The following is a 20,994-nucleotide window of genomic DNA, read 5'->3' as shown; positions in this document are numbered from 1 at the left end:
GTCCTACGCGCGGTCCCTTTGGATCTGAGAACCTAGTCGTGACGGCGAAAGGTGCAATGGTTCTCGGATTACCTTCGCGTCATTGGAGCCCGCTTCTTGCGGCTCCATTTCGGCGCAATCGTGTCAATCGTCTTGCAGCAACCTGGCGACGCGGTCTTCTTCTTCCCGCGACAGCTCTGTCTCGACCGTCCGCCGACGCCGCAGCAGGCCGACCATCAGGACTCCGCCCACCAGCAGAACCCCGACCGGCGCCAGCCAAAGCGCTGCATTGCCAGCGGAAAAGCGCGGCTTCAGCAGCACGAACTCACCATAACGCTGCACAAGAAACGCGCGGATCTCGCCATCGCTGCGGCCCGCCTTGACCTGTTCGCGGACAATTCGTCGCAGGTCGCCGGCCAACTGGGCCTCGGAGTCGTCGATCGACTCGTTCTGACAGACCAGGCAGCGCACTTCCTTGAAGAGGACGCGGGCGCGGGCCTCCTGCGCCGGATCGGGCAGACGCTCGCTGGGTTCCGAGGCGCTGCCCATCAGGGCGACGGCGGCCAGGGCCACCAGCAGGGCTCGGACGCGGCTCACGACACGACCTCGCCGGCGCGACGGCCAACGCCCAGGCGCACCCGGCGATCGGAGAGCGACACGGCCCCGCCCAGGGCCATGATCAGCGGCCCCAGGAAGATCAGCCGCACCCACGGGTTCACATAGGCGCGCACCAGCCAGGCCGGCTTGCCGCCCTCGCCCGCCCGGCGCTCGCCCAGCACGACATAGATGTCGTCCAGCACGCGCGGGCAGATGGCGACCTCCGAGGTGGTCTGGGACCCGGTCGGATAGAAGCGGCGCTCGGGCTCGGCGTGGCAGATTTCACGGCCGGCCTTGTCGGTGATCTTCACGATCCCGCGTTCGGCCAGGTAGTTCGGCCCCTCGACCGTGCCGACATCGGTCAGGGTCAGGGTGTAGGCGCCCAGGGCGTGGCTGTCGTTGAGGCTCAGGGCCTGGGCCGCTTCGACCCGCCAGGCGGTCTCGAACGACGCGCCCAGAACGAAGACGCCCAGGCCGGCGTGGGCCAGGGTCGTGCCCCAGGCGCCGCGCGGCAGGCCTCGGGCGCGGCGCGCGCTCTCGGCGAAGGGGACGCGCAGCAGCTTCAGGCGCTCGCCCATCTCCAGCAGCGCCCCGCCCAGCAGCCAGAAGCCGACGACCAGGCCGCCGCTGGCCAGGGCCTTGCGCGGCTGGACGATACCGTAGGCGATCAGGCCCAGCGCGGCGGCGGCGGCCAGCACGGTCCAGAGCTTGCGGGCCACGCCCTTGGCGTCGCCACGCTTCCAGGCCAGCAGCGGCCCGGCCGGCAGGACGCAGAACGCCAGGATCATCAGCGGCACGAAGGTCAGGTTGAAGAACGGCGCGCCGACCGAGACGGCCTCGCCGTCCATGGCCTCGCGGATCAGCGGATAGAGCGTGCCCAACAGCACCACCGCCGTCGCCGTCGACAGCAGGATGTTGTTCAACACGATGGCGCTCTCGCGACTGACGGGGCGGAACTGGCCGCCAGGATTGAGGCTGCCGGCCCGCAGGCCGAACAGCAGGAAGCCCGCGCCGGCCGCGACGCCCATCATGATCAGCAGCAGCACGCCGCGCGTCGGGTCGACGGCGAAGGCGTGGACGCTGGTCAGCACGCCCGAGCGCACCAGGAAGGCGCCCAGCATCGAGAAGGTGAAGGCCGCCAGGGCCAGGAACGCCGTCCAGCCCGGCAGCGCCCCGCGCTTCTCGGTGACGATGGCCGAGTGCAGCAGGGCCGCGCCGATCAGCCACGGCATGAAGCTGGCGTTCTCGACCGGGTCCCAGAACCACCAGCCGCCCCAGCCCAGTTCGTAATAGGCCCAGAAGGCGCCGAGCGTGATGCCGACGGTCAGCAGGCTCCAGGCCGCCAGGGTCCAGGGTCGCACCCAGCGGGCCCAGGCCGCATCGATCCGGCCCTCGATCAGGGCCGCCAGCGACAGCGAATAGACCACCGAGAAGCCGACATAGCCGGCGTAGAGGAACGGCGGGTGGAAGGCCAGCGCCGGGTCCTGCAGCAACGGATTGAGCGAGCGCCCCTCGACCGGCGGGTCCAGCAGGCGCTCCATCGGGTTCGAGGCGAACACCGTATAGGCCAGGAACAGCACGCCCAGCGCGCCCTGGATGGCGATGGCGTAGGCGCGCAGGCGCGGCGGCAGGCTGTCGCCGAAGAAGGCCATGGCCGCGCCATACCCGGTCAGAACCAGGCACCACAGCAGCATCGAGCCCTCATGGCTGCCCCAGGCCCCGGCCACCTTGTAGAGCATCGGCTTGGCGGTGTGGGAGTTGTTGGCCACATTGGCGACGGAGAAGTCCGACACCACGAAGGCGTGGATCAAGGCCGCGAAGGCCAAGGCCACGGCCACGAAGGTCGCCACCGCCGCGCCGCGTCCGGCCCCGGCCAGGACGGGCGAACGCCGCGCGCCGCCCACGGCCGACAGTCCCGTCTGGGCGACCGACAGCATCAGCGACAGGATCAGGGCGAAGGCGCCCAGTTCGACGATCATGTGGTCGGTTTTCCGTAGGCGGGCGCGCCATAGTTCGGCGGGGGCGCGCCCTCGCCGCGCCACTCGCCCTGCTTCTTCAGCGCCTTGGCGACGTCGCGCGGCATGTAGCGCTCGTCGTGCTTGGCCAGCACCTGCTTGGCGACGAAGACGCCGCTGTCGTTGAACGTCCCCTCGGCGACGATCCCCTGCCCTTCGCGGAACAGGTCCGGCAGGTCGCCGTGGTAGCTCACCTTGGCCGTGGCGCGCTGGTCGGCCACCACGAACTCGACGTCGCCGCCGGGGTGCTTGACCACGCTGCCGTGCTGAACCAGGCCGCCCAGCTGCACCTTGCGGCCGGGGGCGACATGGGCCTCCTTGGCCTGGGCCGGCGTGTAGAACAGCGAGATGCTGTCGCGCAGGCCATAGAGGGCCAGGCCCACGGCGAGGGCCAGCACCGGCGCGACGGCCAGCAGGATGGTCAGGCGACGGCGCGCCTTGCGGGATTTGGGCCAGAAACTCATGGCTGGACGGTCTTCTGAGCGGGCGTGTCGGCGGCCTGGCGCAGGGCCGACAGCACCTTGGGCTGATCCTTGAAACGGGCGGTGGCCGAGGCCAGGGCGGCGTCGCGCTTGGCGCTCTCGCCGAGCACGGCGTAGGCGCGGACCAGGCGGACCCAGCCTTCGGGATCGTCGGGCGACTGGGCCAGACGCGCGGCCAGGCCCTCGACCATGCCCACGATCATGCCCTGGACCTGGGGATTGGCGTCGGCGGCCGGCTGGTCGCTGGGCAGGCGGCCCAGAGCCTCGACCTGGGCGATTTCCTGGCCCAGCGCCGTCCGGCCCGGATCGTTGGCCGGCAGGCTGGAGACCACGGCGCGCCAGTCGGCGAGACCGCCGGCCACGTCGCCGTCGGCGATCCTGCCGCGGCCAAGGTAGTAGTGGGCGCGGATGTCGTTCGGGGCGACCTTCAGCGCCTCGCCGAAGGCCAGCTTGGCGTCGGCGCCGACCTGCCCCTTGGCCTCCACGACGAAGGTCTCGCCCAACAGGCTCCAGAGATCGCCGCGCTTGGGCGCCAGGCGCACGGCCCTGCGCAGGGCGGCCTCGGCCCCGGGCAGGTCGCCAGCGGCGGCGCGGGCCTTGGCCAGGAACACCAGCGGCTCGGGATCGGTCGGCCGGTCGGCGGCGACGCCTTCCAGCACGGCGGCGATCTTGGCGGGCTCCAGCGTGGCCGGATCGGCGGCCTTCCACGCGGCCACGCGCTTGGCGTAGGGCTGGTCGGCCATTTCCGGCTTGCCCACGGTCACATAGAGGCCGACGGCGGCCACGCAGGCCGCGCCGACGGCGATCACCACCGCCTTGCGGGGGCCGGCGCCGTCGCGCTCCCAGGTCTCGGTCTGGTCGGCGGCGGCCAGCAGGCCGCGTCCCGCCTCGGCGCGGGCGGCCTTGAGTTCGGTTTCGGCCAGCAGGCCGTCTATGGCCAGGCGCTCGACCTCGGCCAGGCGGCGGCGATGCGGTTCAAGCCGGGCCTGAGCGTCGTCGACGGGCCGGGCGCGCGCCGCGCCCCGCAGCACCAGCCCCGCCGTCGCGACCGACAGCCCCGCCGCGGCGATCCAGAAAGCGATCATGGCCGCGTGGTAGCCTGTTCCCGCGTTCGCCGTTAGTAGGAAAAGTGCGTAAGGGCGGTCGAAAGCCCCGGTTTGTCAGGCCGCGATGGCCGCCGCCGCGCGGCGTCGCACGATCTCGGCGGTCTTGTCGTCTCGGGTGTAGGCGATAAAGCCGGCGGCGATGTCCAGGTACTTCACGGCCAGCCCCGCGTCACCGCCGTCGCCCGTGCGGGCGACGTGGAGGACGTCCTCGATATAGGGATCCAGGCGGCTGTTCAGCTTTTCCAGGACCTTGTTGCGCGAACTGCCGTAACCGGCCTTGTCGGCGCACGCGCGCAGCTCGGCGATGAAGGCCAGCGCCGACTGGGCGCGGCGGATCATCGCCTCGTCCGGCTCGTCGGTCAGCTTGGCCGCGCCCTTGCTGCCCTTCTTGGACAGCATCGACAGCGACCGCAGCGGCAGGGCCGCTTCCAGCGTCCTGTCGGCCTGGTCCATGCGCTGCTCGCACGCCTTGGCCATCGCCTGCTTGTGCCGCGCCAGGCGCTTGCCCCACGGTCCGTCCTTGGCGACGTCGACCGACTGCTGGAACTCCGCGATCTGCAGCTGGACCTTGTGGGCGGCCTGCGCGGCCGCGCGGCCGGCGCGCTCGCCGTCCGAAAAGTTGAAGGTCTCGACCTGGACGATGGCGGCGTCGATCTCGGCCAGCACGCGCTCGCCGAACGCCTTGACCTCCGACGAGGCCAGGTAGCGGTCGCTGGGGCGGTCCATGACCGCCGAGATCACGCGCAGGATGCGCCAGTCGTCGGGCAGGTGGGCCGAGAGGATGTCCAGCATCAGGGGGCCGGCGTCATCGCTGATCCGGCAGGCGTCGCGATAGGCCAGGCGCGCGGCGGCGGCGCGCTCGTCCGACATGCGGCTGACCCACTCCGACAGCTTGGGCAGGCACGAGCGGGTGATGGCCGACAGTTGCAGGCACATGGCCAGCTGCTCGGGGTCGCAGATCGAGCGCACGCTGTCGAAGGCGGCGTTCTCGGGATCGCGCAGACCGGCGGCGGCGGCCCGGCAGAGATCGTCGAACACGTCGGGCACGCCCTGTTCGAGATCCCACGGATTGCACTTGGCGGCGGCCTCCTCGACCCGCGACGGGGACACGGCTCTCAGGGCCCGCCACAGCCGCGGCAGCACCGCCGAGGGGAACTGGATCTGGCCCTCGCGGCGCTTGGCGCACAGCGGCACGATGGGGCCGAGGATATTGTTGCGGATGAAGCGTTGGGCGGTTTCGTCCTCGACCAGGCCGCGCACGGCGGCCAGGGAACCGGTCGCGCCGGCGCTCGACAACGCCAGCTCCAGGCTGCGCAGCGCCGCGTCCGGAGCGGTTTCCACCAGCGTCCGGATGATCTGCAATTTATGCGCGGCGATGGCGGCCATGGTCCCCCGTGTCGGAGAAACCGATTCCGACAGGCGTCAACCATGTTCGGAACGAGGTTAAGGATTTCCGAAATCGTGAAAAATTCACCCCGGGCGCGACCGCGTGTCCCGGTTTGAAAGCCTTTATCCACCAGAAGTTTAGGCCACGGGTATCGCGTGCATGGCAGGCCCGCCTCGTAACAATTGAACGCAACCGGAAGTTAGGTTTCGGCCCTGGGAAGGTCCAGGCGCACCCGCAATCCGCCCATGGGCGATTCACCAAGCAGCACCGATCCGCCATAGGCGCGGGTCAATTCATCGACGATCGACAGGCCCAAGCCAGATCCGGGCGCGTTCTCGTCGAGTCTCTGCCCTCGCTTGAGGGCCTGGGCGCGCTCCTCGGGCGGCAGGCCGGGACCGTCGTCGTCCACGGTCAGCAGCATCCGCGCCTCGCCCGACGGCGCGGCCTCGGCGCGGATCCGGCCCTTGCACCACTTGCCGGCGTTTTCCATCACATTGCCCGCCAGCTCCATGAAGTCCTGCTTCTCGCCCTGGAAGCAGAGGTCCTCTGGGCAGCGCCAGTCGATCTCGACACCCTTGTCCTGGAAGATCCGCTCCAGGGTCACGGCCAGCTCGTCCAGGATCGGCTCGACCGGCGTGCGTTCGCCCGAGGTCTGCGAGCGGGCGGCGGCCCGGGCCCGGCGCAGATGGTGGTCGACCTGCTCGCGCATGGTCTGGGCCTGACGCTCGACCACCTCGGCCAGCTGGCCGGGCTGCTGGGAGGCCTCGGTCAGCATCACCGACAGCGGCGTCTTCAGGGCGTGGGCCAGGTTGCCCACGTGGGTGCGCTGGCGCTCGACGACCTCCTGGTTATGGGCCAGGAGGGCGTTCAGCTCGACAGCCAGCGGCTCCAGCTCCTCCGGATAGACCCCGTCGACCCGTTCGGCCTTGCCGCGGCGCACGGCGGCCACCTCGCGGCGGAGGCGGAACAGCGGCGTGAGGCCGAACCGCACCTGCACCACCGTCGCCAGCACCAGGCCGCCAGCCAGGATCGTCAGGGCGATGGCCGTGACCCCGGCGAAGCGGTCGGCGTCGGCGTCGATCGGCGTGCGGTCCTCCGCGGCCAGGAACACCACCGGGTCGGCATAGCCCGGCAGGCGGGCCAGGATGGCGGCGGCGCGCAGCGGCTTGTCCTGCGGACCGCGCATGTTGAAGTACTGGGTCTGGCCCGGGGCGGCGTCCAGCCGGTCGATCTGCTTGGACGACAGCATCAGGTCGCTGTCGAACAGCGAGCGCGAACGCTCGACCGGCCGCATCGCCCCCTCCGGCGACTTGTCCAGGATCACCCAGTAGCGGCCGGAATAGGCGCGGGTGGCGCGGATGTCGGTCAGCACGGGCGCGCGCAACTGGCCGTCCTCGACGGTCGAGCCGGCATAGAGGTCGTCGGTCAGCACGGCCAGCGACTGGTCGAAGCGCCGGATGGCGGCGCTGCGGAACTGGGCGGTCAGGAACACCCCGGCGATCAGCACGACCAGCAGGGTCCAGATCCCGGCGATCAGGACCAGGCGGCGGACCAGCGAACGGCGGCGCAGGTCCAGCAAGGTTTAGGCGGCCTCTTCCCCGGGCAGCGGCGCCAGGCGATAGCCCAGGCCCCGGACGGTCTCGATCCGATCGGCGCCCAGCTTCTTGCGCAGACGGCCGATGAACACCTCGATGGTGTTGCTGTCGCGGTCGAAGTCCTGATCGTACAGGTGCTCGACCAGCTCGGTGCGGCCGATCACCCGGCCCTGGTGCATCATCATGTAGTGCAGCAGGCGGTATTCCAGAGAGGTCAGGCGCAGCGGCTCGCCGTTGACGCTGGCGCGGGCCGCGCGGGGGTCCAGGCGCAGCGCGCCGCACGACAGCGACGGCGCGGCGTGGCCGGCCGAGCGGCGCAGCAGGGCGCGCAGACGGGCCAGCAGCTCCTCGGTGTGGAACGGCTTGGCCAGGTAGTCGTCTGCCCCGGCGTCGAAGCCGGCGACCTTGTCGCTCCAGGCGCCGCGCGCGGTCAGGATCAGCACCGGCGTGGCGACATTGCCGCGGCGCCAGCGCTCCAGCACCGACACCCCGTCCACCTTGGGCAGGCCCAGGTCGAGGATCACCGCGTCATAGGGCTCGGTCTCGCCCAGGAACTGGGCTTCCTCGCCGTCCGGGGCGTGGTCGACGGCGTAGCCGGCGTCGCCCAGGGTCAGTTTCAGCTGACGCGACAGGTCGGGATCGTCCTCGACGAGCAGGATACGCATGGAAGACTCCTAAACCCTATCTAGCCGCCGCTCAGGATCTGGCCGGTGCGCGCGTCGACGATGAAGTCGATGCGGCGGCCGTCGGCGGCGGCCCAGCGCACGCGATAGTTCGAGCCTTCCAGGCCGGCGTCCAGCACGCGGCCGGGCACGCGGCGGCCGATCATGTCGATCACCCGCGACAGCGGCACCAGCTGGCCCGACTGCACGCCGCCCCGGGCCTGGTCCGACTGCGCGCGCCAGTCGGCGCCCAGCGAGTCGGGACCTCGGTCATGACGCTGCGCCCACGCCGCGCCCGGTAGGGCTGCGGCCAGCGCGGCGGCGACGATGATGGCGCGGATCGTTTTCATGCTCTCCGGTCTAACGGGTCGCGGCTGAATGGAGACTGAACGTCCGGGTTATGAACGGGCTGCGACGTTCTGTCACGACCGGACACGCCTGGAACGAACGACGCGGCCAAGTTCCGTCGCGACCGGTCGCATCGCGATCAGTCGCCTACTTCCGCTTCGGCGTGTAGGGCTTCTGATCCCGCCAGGCCTGGGCGAACTTTTCCAGGTCCGGGTCGACCGTCTCCGGCAGGGTCACCACCAGCTTGGCCAGCAGGTCGCCGCGCTTGCCCTTGGCGTCGGGCATGCCGCGGCCCTTCAGGCGAAGCGTCTGGCCGCTGTTGCTGCCCTTGGGCACGTTCAGCATCACATTGCCGTCCGGGGTCGGGGCCTCGACCTTGCCGCCCAGCACCGCGTCGGGGATCGAGATCGGCAGGTCCATGACCAGGGCGTCGCCCTCGCGGCGATAGATCGGGTGCGGCTTGATCGAGAGCTCGATCAGCGCGTCGCCCTGGCCGCCGCGGCCCGGACTGCCCTGGCCCTTCAGACGCAGAGTCTGGCCTTCCTGGGCGCCGGTCGGGATGGTGACGTCGATCGTGCGGCCGTCCGAGAAGGCCACGCGCTTCTTGCCGCCCTTGATGGCGTCTTCCAGGTCGATGTCGAGACGGGCCTTGATGTCCGCGCCCCTGGACGAGAAGCCGCCCGCGGCCCCGCCGCCGAACGGGCCGCGTCCGCCGGCCTGGGCGCCGCCGAACATGCCGCCGAACAGGTCCGAGAGGTCGATCTCCGGCCCCTCGTCCCGGTGGAAGCCGCCGCGACCGAAGCCGCCGGCGTTGAACGGGCCGTTGCCGGGCTGGCCGCCGAAGCCGCGCATGGTCTCGCGACCGTCGGCGTCGATCTGGCCCAGGTCGAACTTCTTGCGCTTCTCGGCGTCGCCGACGATGTCGAAGGCGGCGCTGACCTGCTTGAACTTCTCTTCCGCCTTCTTGTCCCCCGGATTGGCGTCCGGGTGATGCTGCTTGGCGAGCTTGCGGAACGCCTTGCGGATCTCGTCCGCGGTCGCGGTGCGGGAAACGCCGAGTTCCTGATAGGGGTCGCGCGCCAAGGAGTATCCTCTGCAGAAATAGGCCCAAGAAACGGGAGGTTGGGTTACCGCCCTCCATCTAGAACGTCCAGCGCGGCGCGCAAGGCCCCATGTGGCTAATTTATCACAGACCTGTCGTCGCGGGGACGCCCCAACCGTAAAGCGACGAGCCCTGGGTCACCTCGATCCGCGCGCCCGCCGACGGCGCGTCGGCGGTCCGCATGGTGGCGGTGTAGACGAAGGCCGGCTCCGGAACCTCCGCCTCGCGCAGCACCGCCCCGCCGTCCAGCACCCGCACGCGATAGCGCTCGACGCCCTCGCTCAAGGGGACCTCGCCCTCCCAGACGTCGCCGCCCAGCCGCGCGCGGCGGATCCAGGCCAAGCGCAGATCGCCGCCGACCACGCGCTTGCGCAGGTGAGCCGGCGCCAGCGGACTCAGGGCGCGGCCGTCCCAGGTCGTCGACACTTCCGTCATCGCCGGCCCCGAGGGCGGACCGCCCGCCGGCGCGGCGCGGACGACCAGCGGCGTCCCGCGCTCGAAGGCGGCGACGTCCAGTCGGACCACCGCCGCGTCCAGCAGCACGGTCGGAGCGCCGGTGGGGATGACGACCTCGCTCGCCGCGCCGTCGCGCTGGCCGCGCAGAAGGCCCGAGAGCCGCCAGACGTCCGGCGCGACCAGCTCGGCGGCCTGGAAGGCGATCACCTCCCAGTCGCCGGACGGGGCGCGGACAGCCAGGGCGTTGTCGCCGGCCAGCACGGCGGCCAGCGGGGCGGAGGCCAGACTCCGGCCCTCCAGGCGCACCGTCAGGACGCCCGCGCGGTCCAGGCGATGCGGCGAGGCCGGCGGCAGGTCCGACAGCGTCTCACCCAGGGTGGCCGGGCTGGCGACGCGGGCGCGGAGCGTCAGGGTCTCAACTCCGGCGCCGGCATGGATCTCCAGAGGCCGCCACGGCTCGCTCGCGGCGGCGACCCATGGTCTCGGGTCATCGGTCACCGCCCCGTCGGCCGGCAGGTCCAGCACGTGGACCAGCGGCGGCGACGGCGGGTCGCGCGGCGGGGCGGGCGTCCAGTCGACGCCGCCGCCCACGCCGATCTCGGCCAGGGTCGGGACCAGGGTGGCGCGCGGCCGCTCGTCGAGATCCAGCCGTTGGACCCGCCAGGTCTCTCCGTCCAGGGCCAGGCGATCGCCGGCCTCGATCCGCAGGCCGGCTGAAGGCGACAGATGCACGATCCGCGAGCGCCGCGCGGCCGCGTCGGCGGCCAGCATCCGGTGGGCGACGGCTTCGGCCTCCGACGCCGCCAGCACGATCGGGGCGTCGGCGTCGCGCGTCCCCTGCCCGGCCTCGCGACGCACGACCAGCGCCCCGACCTGGTAGTCGCGGGCGGCGTCCAGGAACCGCAGGCGCAGAGCTTCGGCGGCGGGGTCCAGCGTGCGGGTCTGCGTCTCGCGGGGCGCGTCGTCGGGCCGGGCCAGATCGTCCTCGATCAGCGCCCCGACGGCGCGGCCCGCGCGGGCCAGCATCTTCACATGATCGCCGCGCTCGACCGGATCCAGGGCGAAGGCCTCGGTCAGGGGCGTGAGCGCGTCGCGCAGCCGCATCGGCCGGTCGACGACATAGCCACCAACGCTCCCGCCCGCCTCGCCCGGATCGATCGCCACGCCGGCCCGCGCGCCCAGGGCCTCGATCAGTTCGGGCAGCGGCGCGACGCCGGCCCGGCCGGTCAGCCAGTGGCCCAGGGTCCAGTTGTCGCCGTCGCTCCAGACGTCGGCGCGCGCGGGGAAGTCGGGGAACGGCCGCGCGTCCCAGCACCAGGCGCTGGCGCTCTCGATCATCGGCCCGCCATAGAGCGGCGAGACGGGATTGGCGGCCGGCTCCTCCAGCCAGGCCAGCACGGTCTCCAGATAGCGCCGCTGGCCAAAGTCGTCGCGCTCGCCGGTCGAGTACGGCGGCAGGGCGCTCTCGGCGCTCTTGGGATCGACGAACAGGTTCGGGGCGTTGGCGCCCTTGTCGACGGCGGGGCAGCCGAACTCGGTCAGGCGGATCGGCTTGGACATCGGGATCCAGGCCGTGGGCGTGGCCGAGCGCACGCCGCCCGGCCGGTCGTGATGCGGGTTGCTCCACCACGACTTGAGGTCCTTGGCCCGCCAGATCCACGGCTCGCCATGGGCGCCGTCGGTGATCGGCGCGCGGACCTGGGCGTCGCGATCGGCGGGGCTGGCGTAGAACCAGTCGAAGCTCTCGCCGCCCGTCAGCCCGGCCCGCAGATAGGCCGGATCGCGCGGCCCCAGGAACCCGGCCTCCGCGTCGAGATGGGCGTCGCCGTCGCGCCAGTCGGTGACCGGCGGATACCAGTCGACGCCGACGAAATCGATGTTCGGGTCGGCCCACAGCGGGTCGAGGTGGAACACCGCGTGACCGCCGCCCGGCTGGTGGCCGAAATACTCGCTCCAGTCGGCCGCGTAGCCCAGCTTGGTCGTGGGACCGACGACGGCGCGGACCTCGGCGGCCAGGCTCTTCAGCTTCGCGACCGCCGGATAGGTCCCGCCCGCGCCGCGCACGGTGGTCAGGCCCCGCAGCTCCGAGCCGATGATGAAGCCGTCGACCCCGCCGGCCTGAACCGCCAGGTTAGCCTGGTGCAGCACCATCCGCCGCAAGCCCCACTCACCGTCGAAGAAGGCGTTCACCTGGCTGGTCGCCGCCGCCGTCCCGTCCGCGCCCGCCGCGCAGCTGATCCGGCCGCGCCACGGATAGGTGGGCGTGTCCATCAGGATGAACGGATAGAGCGTCACCTTCAGCCCGCGCCGCTTCAGCTCGGCGATCGCCTGCAGCACCACCGCGTCGGCCGGCGTGCCGCCATAGGCCGGAGCGTCATTCTTCAGGGAGATCAGGTGCGCGCCGGAGCGCTCGACGCCCGCCACGCTCCAGGCGATCGGCAGGGTGTCCTTGGCCGCCTGCTCGACGCCGGGGCGGATCTCGCACTGGCCGCAGCGCAGGTCGGTCCCGAACCAGGCCACCACCAGGGTCACGTGGTCGACGGCCGGCAGCTGGGCCTGAAGTTGATCCAGGGCCACGACCAGGTCCGGCCGCCCCTCGGCGTTGTGGACGCTCTCGGAGGCCGCGCGGGTCAGGCCCTCGCGGCGGAGAACCGCCTCGGTGGCGTAGACGAACTCGCCCGCCCCGGGGATCAGGCACACGCCCTTCAGCCGCTCCTCCAGGCCAAGGGTCCCGGGCGCGCGCGGCCGGCGGAACACCTCGAACGACAGCTGCGGCGGGCGATTGCCGAAGGACTCCAGCGGCAGGTCCTCGAACACGACATAGGCGACGCCGCGATAGGCCGGGGCCTCGCCCTCGATGGCGGCGATCAGCGGGTCGGGCTCCTGATCCTCGGTCCCGCGATGCAGGCGCATCGTCACGCCGGTCATGTCCATGACCTTGCCGTCGGCCCAGACGCGGCCCAGACCGTCGATCGGACCCTCAGCCACGGCGACGGCGAACGACAGACTGTAGGCGTAGCTGGCGGTCTTCTGGCCCTTGGAGCCGCCGACCCGGCCCTCGACCCGCTTCTCGCGGAAACGGGCGGCCCAGATCACCTGGCCGCCGACGCGGGCGCGGCCGAACACACAGGGCAGCGCCGCGCCCTCGGCAGCGCCGGTCAGGCGCAGCTCGAGGATGCGCGGCCCGACCTGGCGCGCGGGACTCAGAGCGTTGATCGCCGCCTGATCGACCATCGCGCCCAGCGCCGCGCCGGCCACGGCCCCGATCGGCCCGCCGATCGCCGCGCCGACACTGGAGAGGATCACCTGGGCCATGCGGCCTCCTTCAGTTTGCGGGGAAGCGGAAGACGGCCGCCAGCCGCTCGCGCCACCAGCGGCCCAGGACGCTCTCGACGCAGGCACGCCCCCAATAGGCGTGGATCATGCGGTCGGGACCGGACTGGATCGCGCAGTGCTTGGCGACCGCGCCGGGGGCCATGCGGAAGACCAGGACGTCGCCGGGTTCGGGCGTATCGAGGGGGATAAGCCAGCGGGAAAAGGCCTCGAGCAGCAGTTCGCGGCCGCCGGTCTCGGCCCAGTCCGGGCGATAGGGCGGCGGCGGTTCGGGCTCGGCGCCATGCAAGGCGCGCCAGACGCCGCGGACCAGGCCCAGGCAGTCGCAGCCCGCGCCGCGCGTGGAGGCCTGGTGGCGATAGGGCGTGCCGAGCCAGAGGCGGGTGTGTGCAACCAGTTCCTCCCCCGCGATGCGGGGGAGGTGGCCCAGAGGGCCGGAGGGGGCCAGCTGGAACGAGGCCGCATTAGCCCCCTCAGTCGCTTCGCGACAGCTCCCCCGCATCGCGGGGGAGCATCTAGCCGCGCCACTCACCGCCGCCCTCCGTCGTTCCGCTCGCCTTCGACGGGGTACAGCGTCAGGAAGTCCTCGCCCGGCGCGGTCGGGAAGCCTCGGAAGTTCACGCCGTTGGCGAACGTCCCCACGCACGTCGCCCAGCGCTTGTTGCAGGTCGCGCCCGCCGGGGCGGCGATCCCGCAGCGCGCGTCGCCCAGCCGGGCGTCGCAGAGCCGCGTGAAGGTCCGTCCCGCCACCCGGTCGAGGTCGGCCAGCGGACCGGCCAGGGTGGCCTTGAACGCCTCGCCCTCGCGGCTGACCGCCGTGATCGTCGCCGTCCACAGGCGCACGACGCGGTAGGGCGCGCTCCAGTCGACGCGCAGTTCGGCGACCCGCGCGCCGTCATAAAGCCCCGCCGCCAGGTCGGCCTCGGTGATCCCGGCGTCGTCCAGCACGCCCAGCGCCGCGCCCTGCCCCGGCGCGTAGCCGATGGCCGTGTCACGCGCGCCAGGGCTCCAGCCGCCGCCGGCCCGGCAGGTCACGCCGTCAACCACCAGGTCGCGGTCGTGGTCGGTGAAGCCAAGTCTCGCCCCATCCGCGCGGATCACGATCCAGGCGCGGCACAGGCGGGCCTCGTCCAGGCCCTCGGGCAGGACGCGCATCAGACTCGCACCTCGACCAGGGCGCAGGCGGTGACCCGGCCGGCGGCGAACCCCTCCAGGGTCACGTCCAGCCGATCGAGATCGAAGCGCACCGGCGTGTCGAATTCGAAGCCCGCCGTCACCGCCGCCCCGACGACCGGGGCCGTGGTCAGGGTGACGAGACCGGTGGTCGTATCGACGGTGAAGGGCGCGGCCACGCCCGCCACGGCGACCTTGACGGTCCCGGCCACCGGCTTGGCGATGGTCCGCGACGCCGTCCCGTAGGCCTTGGTCAGCTGAAACGCCTTGCGCGTTCCGTCGCCGACGCCGATCGGCTGGTCGCCCGCCGCCGGCTGGGCCGAGGGCGCGCACGACTTGAAGTCGGCCGGATCGCGGAAGCGGAACCCCGCCAGCCGCCCGCCCCGCGCCTCGAAAAAGGCGGTCAGCTCGGCGATCTCGTCCAGCGGCCGGGCGGCCGTGGCGATCAGGTAGCGACGGCGGCCCCGCGCCCACGGACTGGTCCGCCGTTCGAACCCGGACGCCAGGGTGACGACCTCGGTGCGCCGCTCGACGCCGCCGGTGCAGCCGAACGCCAGGCGCGCGGGCAGGCGCGCCTCGTGGAACTCGCTCATCGCGATCCCTCATTCGTGAAAAGGTTTGCGGAAAATCGGCGCCAAGCGGAGCTATTGGGCGGCCAACGCCATTAAGTCTGCGTCATGACCCGGTTTTCACTTCAAGGACGGGTCGTCGAGCCCTACGTATGGGGTCGAGATTGGAGACCGAAATGGATTGGAAGACCCTGTTCCTGTCGCCTGAGGGCCGCATCGGCCGGCAGTCGTTCTGGATCGGCTGGCTCGTCCTGCTGGGCGTGAACGTCGCCGTGGGCTGGCTGCCGCTGGTGGGCCACATCATCGCGCTGGGCACGATCTATTCCAGCGTCTGCATCCATACCAAGCGCCTGCACGACATGGGTCAGACCGGCTGGTGGCAGGTCCTGCCCTGGGTGTTCGGCCCCCTGCTGATCATGGGCTCGGCCCTGTCGATCGGCGTCCTGCCGGCCATCGCGGCGATCACCAACGGCGAACCGGAACTGTCGGCCCTGACGGCCCTGGGCGGCTTCTTCGTCTCGTGCTTCATCGCCTTCGCGGTGTGGCTGGCCTTCACCCTGTGGGTCGGCTGCAGCAGCGGCCAGCCGCGCGAAAACCAGTACGGCCCGGCCCCGGCCAACGCCGCGGCGGTGGCGATCTGATCCCTCCCCCAGCCCTCCCCCATCAAGGGGGAGGGCTCATAATTTCTGGGCGCCGAGCGATACGGCTCTGGCCAAGGCCTGGGCGATCTGAGCGTCGGAACGGATCAGCCCCGACGCCTCCCCGCTCTGGACATTGACCGTCACCGAGATCCCGCCGCCGCCGGCCGGCTCAATGCTGCCGGCGGAGGCCGGACGGAACACCTCCGGCCCACGCTCCCCGACCAGATAGCTTCCGCCGGGCAGGACCGGTCCGCCGTCGGCGCGCGCTCCCGAGAAGCTGTTGGCCAGCGCTTCGCCGAGCCCTCCGCCCTTCAAGGCCGCCCCCGCCGCGCCCAGCACGGCGCGGGCCAGTTCCGCCAGGGACACCTGTCCGTCCGACGCCGCGCGGGCCAGGGAGCGGGCCAGGGACGTCCCGGCCCGCGCGAAGGCCTCGTCGATCGAGCGGGCCGCGCGGTCGGCCGGCGCCTTCAGGGCCTCCAGCGACGCGGCGGCCTCGGCGGCGCGGGCGGGGACGGCGGACAGGCCGTCTTGCTCAAAACTCATGGGATCTCCTCGTCGGGATAGCGAGCGATCAGGTCGGTGAGGCCCGAACGGGTCAGGACGGGCGAGGCCGGCGCTTCGGTGAGCGCCCGCCACTCGACCAGCGACAGCCGCCAGAACGCCTCGGGCGCGACGCCCAGCCGGACGGCCAGCCGCAGCGGCTCGGCCCAGCTCACGCGGACGCGGCCAGGGCGGCGGCCAGGGCGCTGGCGGCTTCCGGGACCGTGGCCCGGGCGGCGATCTCGGCCGGCTCGCCGCCGCCATCCAGCAGCGCCGCCAGCACGGCGGCCAGATCGGCGGCGCTCAGCGTGGCGATGCGGTCCGGCAGCTGCGACCAGTCCGACAGCCCCAGCGCCGCCTCGATGCGGGCCAGCGCGCCCAGCGTCAGGCACAGGCGTCGCGGCGCGCCGGCCAGGGTGACCACGACCTCGCCGCGGGCGGTGTTGGGCGGCAGCATCTAGATCGCCGTGAACGTCACGGCGCCGGCCGAGGCCAGGCTGAGCGCGAACGCCGCCTCGCCGTCGTGCTCGCCGGCATATTCCAGGGCCGCGACGATGAACGGCCCCTCCAGCTGGCCGAAGTCCGGCACCACCAGGCGCCACACCCGCGCCGACTGGTCGAAGAAGCTGGTCCGCACCTGGGCGTCGGAGGCGGCGTCGCGGAACACGCCCGAGCCCGAAACGGCCACCGAGCGCACGCCGGCCCCGGCCAGCAGCTCGCGCCAGCGGCCCGCGCTATCGCTGTCCGTCGCGTCGATGGTCTTGGCGTTGAGGCTGATGGTGCGGGCGCGCAGGCCCGCGACGGTGACGAAGGTCGGCGTAGCCGCCCCGTCGCTGATCTTCAGCAGGATGTCCTTGCCGGCTTGGGCGGCCATGATTGTCTCCTTGTCTTAAAGAAGTTCGGTCACCGCCCGCACGCGGACGATCCCGAGGGCGGTTTCGCGGTCGGCGCCGGCGAAGACGTCGGCATAGGGGACGCGCAGATTGACCAGCCGCCGGCCGCTCAGCGCCGGGCGGGCGTCGTGCAGGGCCGCGCGGACGGCGGCGACCAGGGCCCTCGCCTCCTCCGGCCCGCCGAAACGGCTGGCGCAGGTCAGGGTCAGCAGATGCTCGATCGCGTCGTTCTCGCCCGCCGGACGCCCCTCGGCGCGGGTGACGACCACGCAGGGATAGGTCGGCAGGCGCGGCGGGCTGGCGTGGATCCGCTGGGCGACGATCGCGGTGACGGCGGGCGCGGCCTTCAGGCTGGCGACGACGGCGTCGATCAGGGGCTTGTCGCTCACAGCCGGGCCTTTCGGTAAGGGGTCAGCCACGGCTGGGCGAGGGCCGGCGACGGCTGGCCGGCGTCGCCCGGGGACGCGCGATGCTCGTAGGCGTGGGCGACCAGGGTCAGCACCGACAGCCGCAACGGCGCCGGGCTGGCCGGGGTCAGCGTGACGCCGGCGGCCGCCGCGACATGGGCCTCGGCGGCGTCGATCAGCAGGGTGAGGATGGCGTCCTCCGACGCGTCGGGCACGCGCAGGAACGCCCGGGCCTCGGCCAGGGTGAGGGATTGAGGCATTGGGGTGCTTTCGGGAATGGGGTCACTTGCCCCCTTCCGCGCTGGCGCGCTCCCCCCCCCCGGAGGGGGAAGAGGAATCACCTTCCGCCCGCTCTGGGGGCGGACGACCGCGAAGCGGTCAGGTGGGGGCAAGTGACCAGGTCTGACGACTAGCTCGCCGCGAACTTCAGCAGCTTCACGGCGTCGAAGTTCTGCACGCCGCCGCCGACGCGCTTGGTGGTGTAGAACAGCACGTGCGGCTTGGCCGAGTACGGGTCGCGCAGCACCCGCACGCCGGCGCGGTCGACGATCAGATAGCCCTTCTCGAAGTCGCCGAACGCCAGGGCCATGGCGTTGGCGCCGACGTCGGGCATGGCCTCGATCTCGGTGACCGGGAAGCCCAGCAGGCTCGCCGACTGACCCGGCTGCAGGGCCGCGTTCCAGATGTAGTTGCCCTGGGCGTCCTTGAACTTGCGCACGGCGCTGACCGTGCGGCGGTTCATCACGAAGCGGCCGTTCTGGCGGTACTGGGTCTTCGCCGCGTAGATCAGGTCGATCAGCTTGTCGGTCGGGTTGCTGGCCGGCCAGGCGCCGGCGACGCCGGTGGCCAGATAGCCGACCTGCCCCCAGGCGTACGAAGCTTCCGGCGCGGCCGTGTAGGCCAAGAGGCCCTTGGGCTTGTTGACCCCGTCGCCGGTCACGAAGGCCGTGGTCTCCTGGGCGGCGAAGGCGTCCTGCACCTCCTCGGCCAGCCACTCGTCGATGCTGACATAGGCGTCGTCCAGCAGGGCCTGGGTGGCGGCCGGGCTGGCGTAGAGCTCGCCCGCCGGGAAGTCGATGACGTCCAGCGTGGGCGCGGTCGTCTCGGGCCGCGCGGCGGTCTCCGCCACCCAGGCGGCGGCCAGGCCCGTGGGCGAGACCGGTTTGCGGAACGTCCCGGCGCCGATGGTGCGGACCTGGCAGATCTCGCGCATCGGGCTGGTCGCCGCCAGGCGACGCAGGATCAGCCGCTCCAGCTCCGGCGGAGCGACATAGCCGCCGGCCGTGGCGGTCCCTTCCGACAGCCCCTTGGCTTCGAGCAGCGCGGCGGGCGTTTCGCCGGTCTTCACGTAGCGGTCGAAGGCGGCCTTGCGTTCGTCGACCGTGGCGACCGGGGTTTCGCCCGCCAGCGTCGGCCTACGCAGGTCGGCCATCAGCCGGTCGAGACGGTCCTGGGCGCGGGCGACCGCGTCGTCGATGCGGCCGACCTTCTCCTCCAGCAGGACATCGGCCCGCTTGGTCTCGATGGCCGCCAGCCGCTGGTCGTTGGCGGCCTTGAAGCTCTCGAACGCCGACAAGACGTCAGCCAACGCCGCGCGGGCCTCGGGCGAGGCCGCGTGTTTGGTTTCCTTCATGGGGATCTCCGGGTTGGGGATAGGAGATGCTCCCCCGCGATGCGGGGGAGCTGTCGGCGAAGCCGACTGAGGGGGCCTGCTGGACGTTGGTCGAGCTCGCCCCCTCCGGCCCTCTGGGCCACCTCCCCCGCGACGCGGGGGAGGATCTTCAGGCCACCTTCAGCCGCGCTTGGGGCAGCATCGGGAAGGTCACGATCGACACCTCCCACAGCTCGACGCGGGACAGCACGCGCAGGCGGCCTTGGGTGCGGGCCTTCACCTGCCGAAAGCCGATGGAGAGGCCGTCCAGGGCCCCGGCCTCGACCAGGGCGGCGACCAGGCGGCCTCTCGGCGTGGTCTTCAGGATCCGCCCGCGCACGAACAGGCCCTTGGCGTCCTCGATCACTTCGTCCCAGACCCCGACGGGTTCGGCTTCGTCGTGCTGGTGCAGCATCGCCACGGGCGCGCCGGCGGCCAGGCTCTCGGCGAAGGCCCCGGCGGCGGTGACGTCGTCATTGAGGTCGCGGGTCCAGAACAGCGAGGCATAGCCTTCGATCCTCAGCTCATCCGTCATGTCGGCGCTCCAGCTTGGCCTCGATGCGGTCCAGCGACTGGCGGGTCGCGGCGGCCTGCTCCTCCAGCCGCGCCAGGCGCTCGGCCACCGGGGCCTGGGCCTCAAGGCGGCGCTGCATGTCGTCGATCCGGGCCGAGGCGCGGCCGGCCCACATCAGGGCGGCGGCGGCCTGCAGGAAGACGGTGACGACGAGGCCGATCGACACCTGGCGGTCGAACCGCCAGCCTTGCGCGGGCGCGGTCAATGCTCCAGCCCCGCAAGCCGCCGGCGCTCGGCGTCGGTCAGGAAGGACGCGGCCTGCAGCCGGCTCCACAGGGCGTCGCGCTCGGCCGACAGGGCCGGGACGGCGTCGAGGTCCGGCGCGATCCTGGCGCCGGGAAACTTGCCGGCCAGCCAGCCGGTCAGGGCCCGCGCCGCCCGCTCGGCCAGCGGAACCACCGTCCCGCGCCAGAAGGCGGCGTTGGCCTCGCGATAGTTGGCGTAGGTGTTGTCACCCGGAATACCGAGTAGCTGCGGGGGCGTGCCGAACGCCAGGGCGATCTCGCGGGCGGCGGCGTGCTTGCCCTCGGTGAAGTCCATCTCGGCTGGGGTCAGCGACATGGCCCGCCAGTCGAGACCGCCCTCCAGCAGCAGGGGCCGCCCGGCGTTGGCCTGACCCGAATGGGCGGCGGCCAGCTCGGTCTTCAACCGGTCGAACTGCTCGTCGGACAGGCGGTCGCCGGCGTCCTTGGACGAATAGACCAGCGCCCCCGAGGGCCGGGCGGAATTGTCCAGCAGCGCCTTGTTCCAGGCGCTGGAGGCGTTGTGGACGTCGATCGCGAAGGCCGCGGCCTCCAGCGGCGAGAAGCCGTAGTGGTCGTTGGTCGGGTTGAACAGCTTCAGGTGCAGCACCGGCAGCCAGCCGTCGGCGTCGCGAGCGATGCGAACCGTGCGGCCGGCGGCCTGGTAGTCATAGGCCAGCGGCCAGCCGCGTGGTCCGGGGACCACGGTCATCCGGTCGGGGCGCAGGGCGTAGAGCTCGGTCGGGGCCGCGTCGCCAGCCGCTTCCAGATAGGCGTTGCCGGCCACCTGCAGGCTCCCGAAGAACGCCTCCATCAGGTCGGGCCCGCCCTGCTCGGGATTGGGCCGGTCCAGCAGGCGCTTGAGCGGATGATCGTCGGCGCGCCGGCCGCTCGCGAACACCGCCAGCGGCGTCGAGGCGGCGGCCTCGGCGATCAGGCGGACGCAGCGATAGGCGACGGGGTTCCTGGCGAAGCCCTCGGCGGCCAGGGCGCCATAGTCGCGCGGCGTCCACTGCGGCCGTCCGCCCGTGGTGAGGGCGATCAGGCGCGCGGCGCGGGAGTCTTTACGCTCCGGCGGGCGGGGTTTGAAAAGGGACATGAGGGATCGCTCCGGGGTTCGGAGTTGAGAACGAAGAGTGAACAATTTAGGGTTGAGGCGAAGGCGTGACGCACTTCAGATCCTCCCCCGCGATGCGGGGGAGGTGGCCCGGAGGGCCGGAGGGGGCGGGCACAGGAGGCGAT

23 protein-coding genes and 1 pseudogene are annotated in these 20,994 nt (G+C 72.0%); 1 reads left to right on the top strand and 23 read right to left on the bottom strand.

Going from position 1 to position 20,994, the window contains the following annotated elements:
* Window positions 1-123: 123 nt before the first annotated feature.
* The 13 genes from EIK80_RS04470 to EIK80_RS04410 all read right to left on the bottom strand — a co-directional run bounded on the left by EIK80_RS04470 (window position 124) and on the right by EIK80_RS04410 (window position 14,828).
* Window positions 124-576 carry a cytochrome c-type biogenesis protein gene (locus EIK80_RS04470; protein ID WP_125155740.1) on the bottom strand — a complete coding sequence of 151 codons (453 nt, stop codon included), beginning with the start codon at window positions 574-576 and terminating at the stop codon, window positions 124-126.
* A complete protein-coding gene (locus EIK80_RS04465) occupies window positions 573-2,555 on the bottom strand; it encodes a heme lyase CcmF/NrfE family subunit (protein ID WP_125155739.1) in 1,983 nt (660 codons plus the stop codon). Before EIK80_RS04465 ends, EIK80_RS04470 begins: the two co-directional genes overlap by 4 nt.
* On the bottom strand, window positions 2,552-3,055 hold the full coding sequence (gene ccmE, locus EIK80_RS04460; protein ID WP_125155738.1) for a cytochrome c maturation protein CcmE: 504 nt from the start codon (window positions 3,053-3,055) through the stop codon (window positions 2,552-2,554). The genes EIK80_RS04465 and ccmE overlap by 4 nt, the downstream gene beginning before the upstream one ends.
* Window positions 3,052-4,158 (bottom strand): c-type cytochrome biogenesis protein CcmI, encoded by a 1,107-nt coding sequence (ccmI, locus tag EIK80_RS04455; protein WP_125155737.1) that lies wholly within the window; start codon window positions 4,156-4,158, stop codon window positions 3,052-3,054. The genes ccmE and ccmI overlap by 4 nt, the downstream gene beginning before the upstream one ends.
* A gap of 75 nt (window positions 4,159-4,233) precedes the next feature.
* Entirely contained in the window at window positions 4,234-5,565 is a 1,332-nt protein-coding gene (locus EIK80_RS04450; RefSeq protein WP_199743371.1) for a hypothetical protein, read from the bottom strand.
* A gap of 200 nt (window positions 5,566-5,765) precedes the next feature.
* On the bottom strand, window positions 5,766-7,145 hold the full coding sequence (locus EIK80_RS04445; protein ID WP_125155736.1) for an ATP-binding protein: 1,380 nt from the start codon (window positions 7,143-7,145) through the stop codon (window positions 5,766-5,768).
* A 3-nt stretch (window positions 7,146-7,148) separates the two neighbouring features.
* The gene (locus EIK80_RS04440; RefSeq protein WP_125155735.1) at window positions 7,149-7,826 is read right to left on the bottom strand and encodes a response regulator transcription factor; all 678 of its coding nucleotides are present in this window, start codon (window positions 7,824-7,826) and stop codon (window positions 7,149-7,151) included.
* 20 nt (window positions 7,827-7,846) lie between these two features.
* Window positions 7,847-8,173, bottom strand: a complete 327-nt coding sequence (locus EIK80_RS04435; RefSeq protein ID WP_125155734.1) for a PepSY domain-containing protein — start codon at window positions 8,171-8,173, stop codon at window positions 7,847-7,849.
* 145 nt (window positions 8,174-8,318) lie between these two features.
* On the bottom strand, window positions 8,319-9,254 hold the full coding sequence (locus EIK80_RS04430) for a DnaJ C-terminal domain-containing protein (protein WP_125155733.1): 936 nt from the start codon (window positions 9,252-9,254) through the stop codon (window positions 8,319-8,321).
* A 103-nt stretch (window positions 9,255-9,357) separates the two neighbouring features.
* Window positions 9,358-13,044 carry a glycoside hydrolase/phage tail family protein gene (locus EIK80_RS04425; protein ID WP_199743370.1) on the bottom strand — a complete coding sequence of 1,229 codons (3,687 nt, stop codon included), beginning with the start codon at window positions 13,042-13,044 and terminating at the stop codon, window positions 9,358-9,360.
* A 10-nt stretch (window positions 13,045-13,054) separates the two neighbouring features.
* Window positions 13,055-13,564, bottom strand: a complete 510-nt coding sequence (locus tag EIK80_RS04420) for an NlpC/P60 family protein (RefSeq protein ID WP_125155732.1) — start codon at window positions 13,562-13,564, stop codon at window positions 13,055-13,057.
* 26 nt (window positions 13,565-13,590) lie between these two features.
* Complete coding sequence (locus tag EIK80_RS04415; protein WP_125155731.1) at window positions 13,591-14,217, bottom strand: DUF2163 domain-containing protein; 627 nt, start codon at window positions 14,215-14,217, stop codon at window positions 13,591-13,593.
* Window positions 14,217-14,828, bottom strand: coding sequence for a DUF2460 domain-containing protein (locus EIK80_RS04410; protein WP_125155730.1), 612 nt, complete (start codon window positions 14,826-14,828; stop codon window positions 14,217-14,219). The genes EIK80_RS04415 and EIK80_RS04410 overlap by 1 nt, the downstream gene beginning before the upstream one ends.
* A gap of 152 nt (window positions 14,829-14,980) precedes the next feature.
* Here EIK80_RS04410 and EIK80_RS04405 point away from each other — a divergent pair, with 152 nt between their 5' ends.
* A complete protein-coding gene (locus EIK80_RS04405) occupies window positions 14,981-15,445 on the top strand; it encodes a DUF805 domain-containing protein (RefSeq protein WP_125155729.1) in 465 nt (154 codons plus the stop codon).
* A 36-nt stretch (window positions 15,446-15,481) separates the two neighbouring features.
* On the opposite strand, the gene EIK80_RS04400 is transcribed toward EIK80_RS04405, so the two are convergent.
* The 10 genes and pseudogenes from EIK80_RS04400 to EIK80_RS04355 form a co-directional block, all read right to left on the bottom strand.
* Window positions 15,482-15,988 (bottom strand): phage tail tape measure protein, encoded by a 507-nt coding sequence (locus tag EIK80_RS04400; protein ID WP_125155728.1) that lies wholly within the window; start codon window positions 15,986-15,988, stop codon window positions 15,482-15,484.
* The gene (locus EIK80_RS04395) at window positions 15,985-16,161 is read right to left on the bottom strand and encodes a phage tail assembly chaperone (protein WP_125155727.1); all 177 of its coding nucleotides are present in this window, start codon (window positions 16,159-16,161) and stop codon (window positions 15,985-15,987) included. Before EIK80_RS04395 ends, EIK80_RS04400 begins: the two co-directional genes overlap by 4 nt.
* Window positions 16,158-16,442: a GTA-gp10 family protein gene (locus EIK80_RS04390; RefSeq protein WP_125155726.1), complete on the bottom strand. Its 285-nt coding sequence runs from the start codon at window positions 16,440-16,442 to the stop codon at window positions 16,158-16,160. Before EIK80_RS04390 ends, EIK80_RS04395 begins: the two co-directional genes overlap by 4 nt.
* Entirely contained in the window at window positions 16,443-16,859 is a 417-nt protein-coding gene (locus EIK80_RS04385) for a phage major tail protein, TP901-1 family (protein WP_125155725.1), read from the bottom strand.
* A gap of 15 nt (window positions 16,860-16,874) precedes the next feature.
* Window positions 16,875-17,267 (bottom strand): DUF3168 domain-containing protein, encoded by a 393-nt coding sequence (locus tag EIK80_RS04380; RefSeq protein ID WP_125155724.1) that lies wholly within the window; start codon window positions 17,265-17,267, stop codon window positions 16,875-16,877.
* A complete protein-coding gene (locus tag EIK80_RS04375; RefSeq protein ID WP_125155723.1) occupies window positions 17,264-17,545 on the bottom strand; it encodes a head-tail connector protein in 282 nt (93 codons plus the stop codon). Before EIK80_RS04375 ends, EIK80_RS04380 begins: the two co-directional genes overlap by 4 nt.
* A 149-nt stretch (window positions 17,546-17,694) precedes the next feature.
* Window positions 17,695-18,918, bottom strand: a complete 1,224-nt coding sequence (locus EIK80_RS04370; protein WP_125155722.1) for a phage major capsid protein — start codon at window positions 18,916-18,918, stop codon at window positions 17,695-17,697.
* 148 nt (window positions 18,919-19,066) lie between these two features.
* Window positions 19,067-19,471 carry an HK97 family phage prohead protease gene (locus EIK80_RS04365; protein WP_125155721.1) on the bottom strand — a complete coding sequence of 135 codons (405 nt, stop codon included), beginning with the start codon at window positions 19,469-19,471 and terminating at the stop codon, window positions 19,067-19,069.
* The gene (locus tag EIK80_RS04360) at window positions 19,461-19,715 is read right to left on the bottom strand and encodes a hypothetical protein (protein ID WP_125155720.1); all 255 of its coding nucleotides are present in this window, start codon (window positions 19,713-19,715) and stop codon (window positions 19,461-19,463) included. The genes EIK80_RS04365 and EIK80_RS04360 overlap by 11 nt, the downstream gene beginning before the upstream one ends.
* Window positions 19,712-20,994: pseudogene (locus EIK80_RS04355) on the bottom strand (phage portal protein). Before EIK80_RS04355 ends, EIK80_RS04360 begins: the two are co-directional and overlap by 4 nt.

Source organism: Caulobacter sp. 602-1, assembly GCF_003931565.1.
Classification (GTDB): Bacteria; Pseudomonadota; Alphaproteobacteria; order Caulobacterales; family Caulobacteraceae; genus Caulobacter.
The sequence above is the reverse complement of the archived record's forward strand: the minus strand, read 5'-3'. Positions and strand labels throughout refer to the sequence as shown.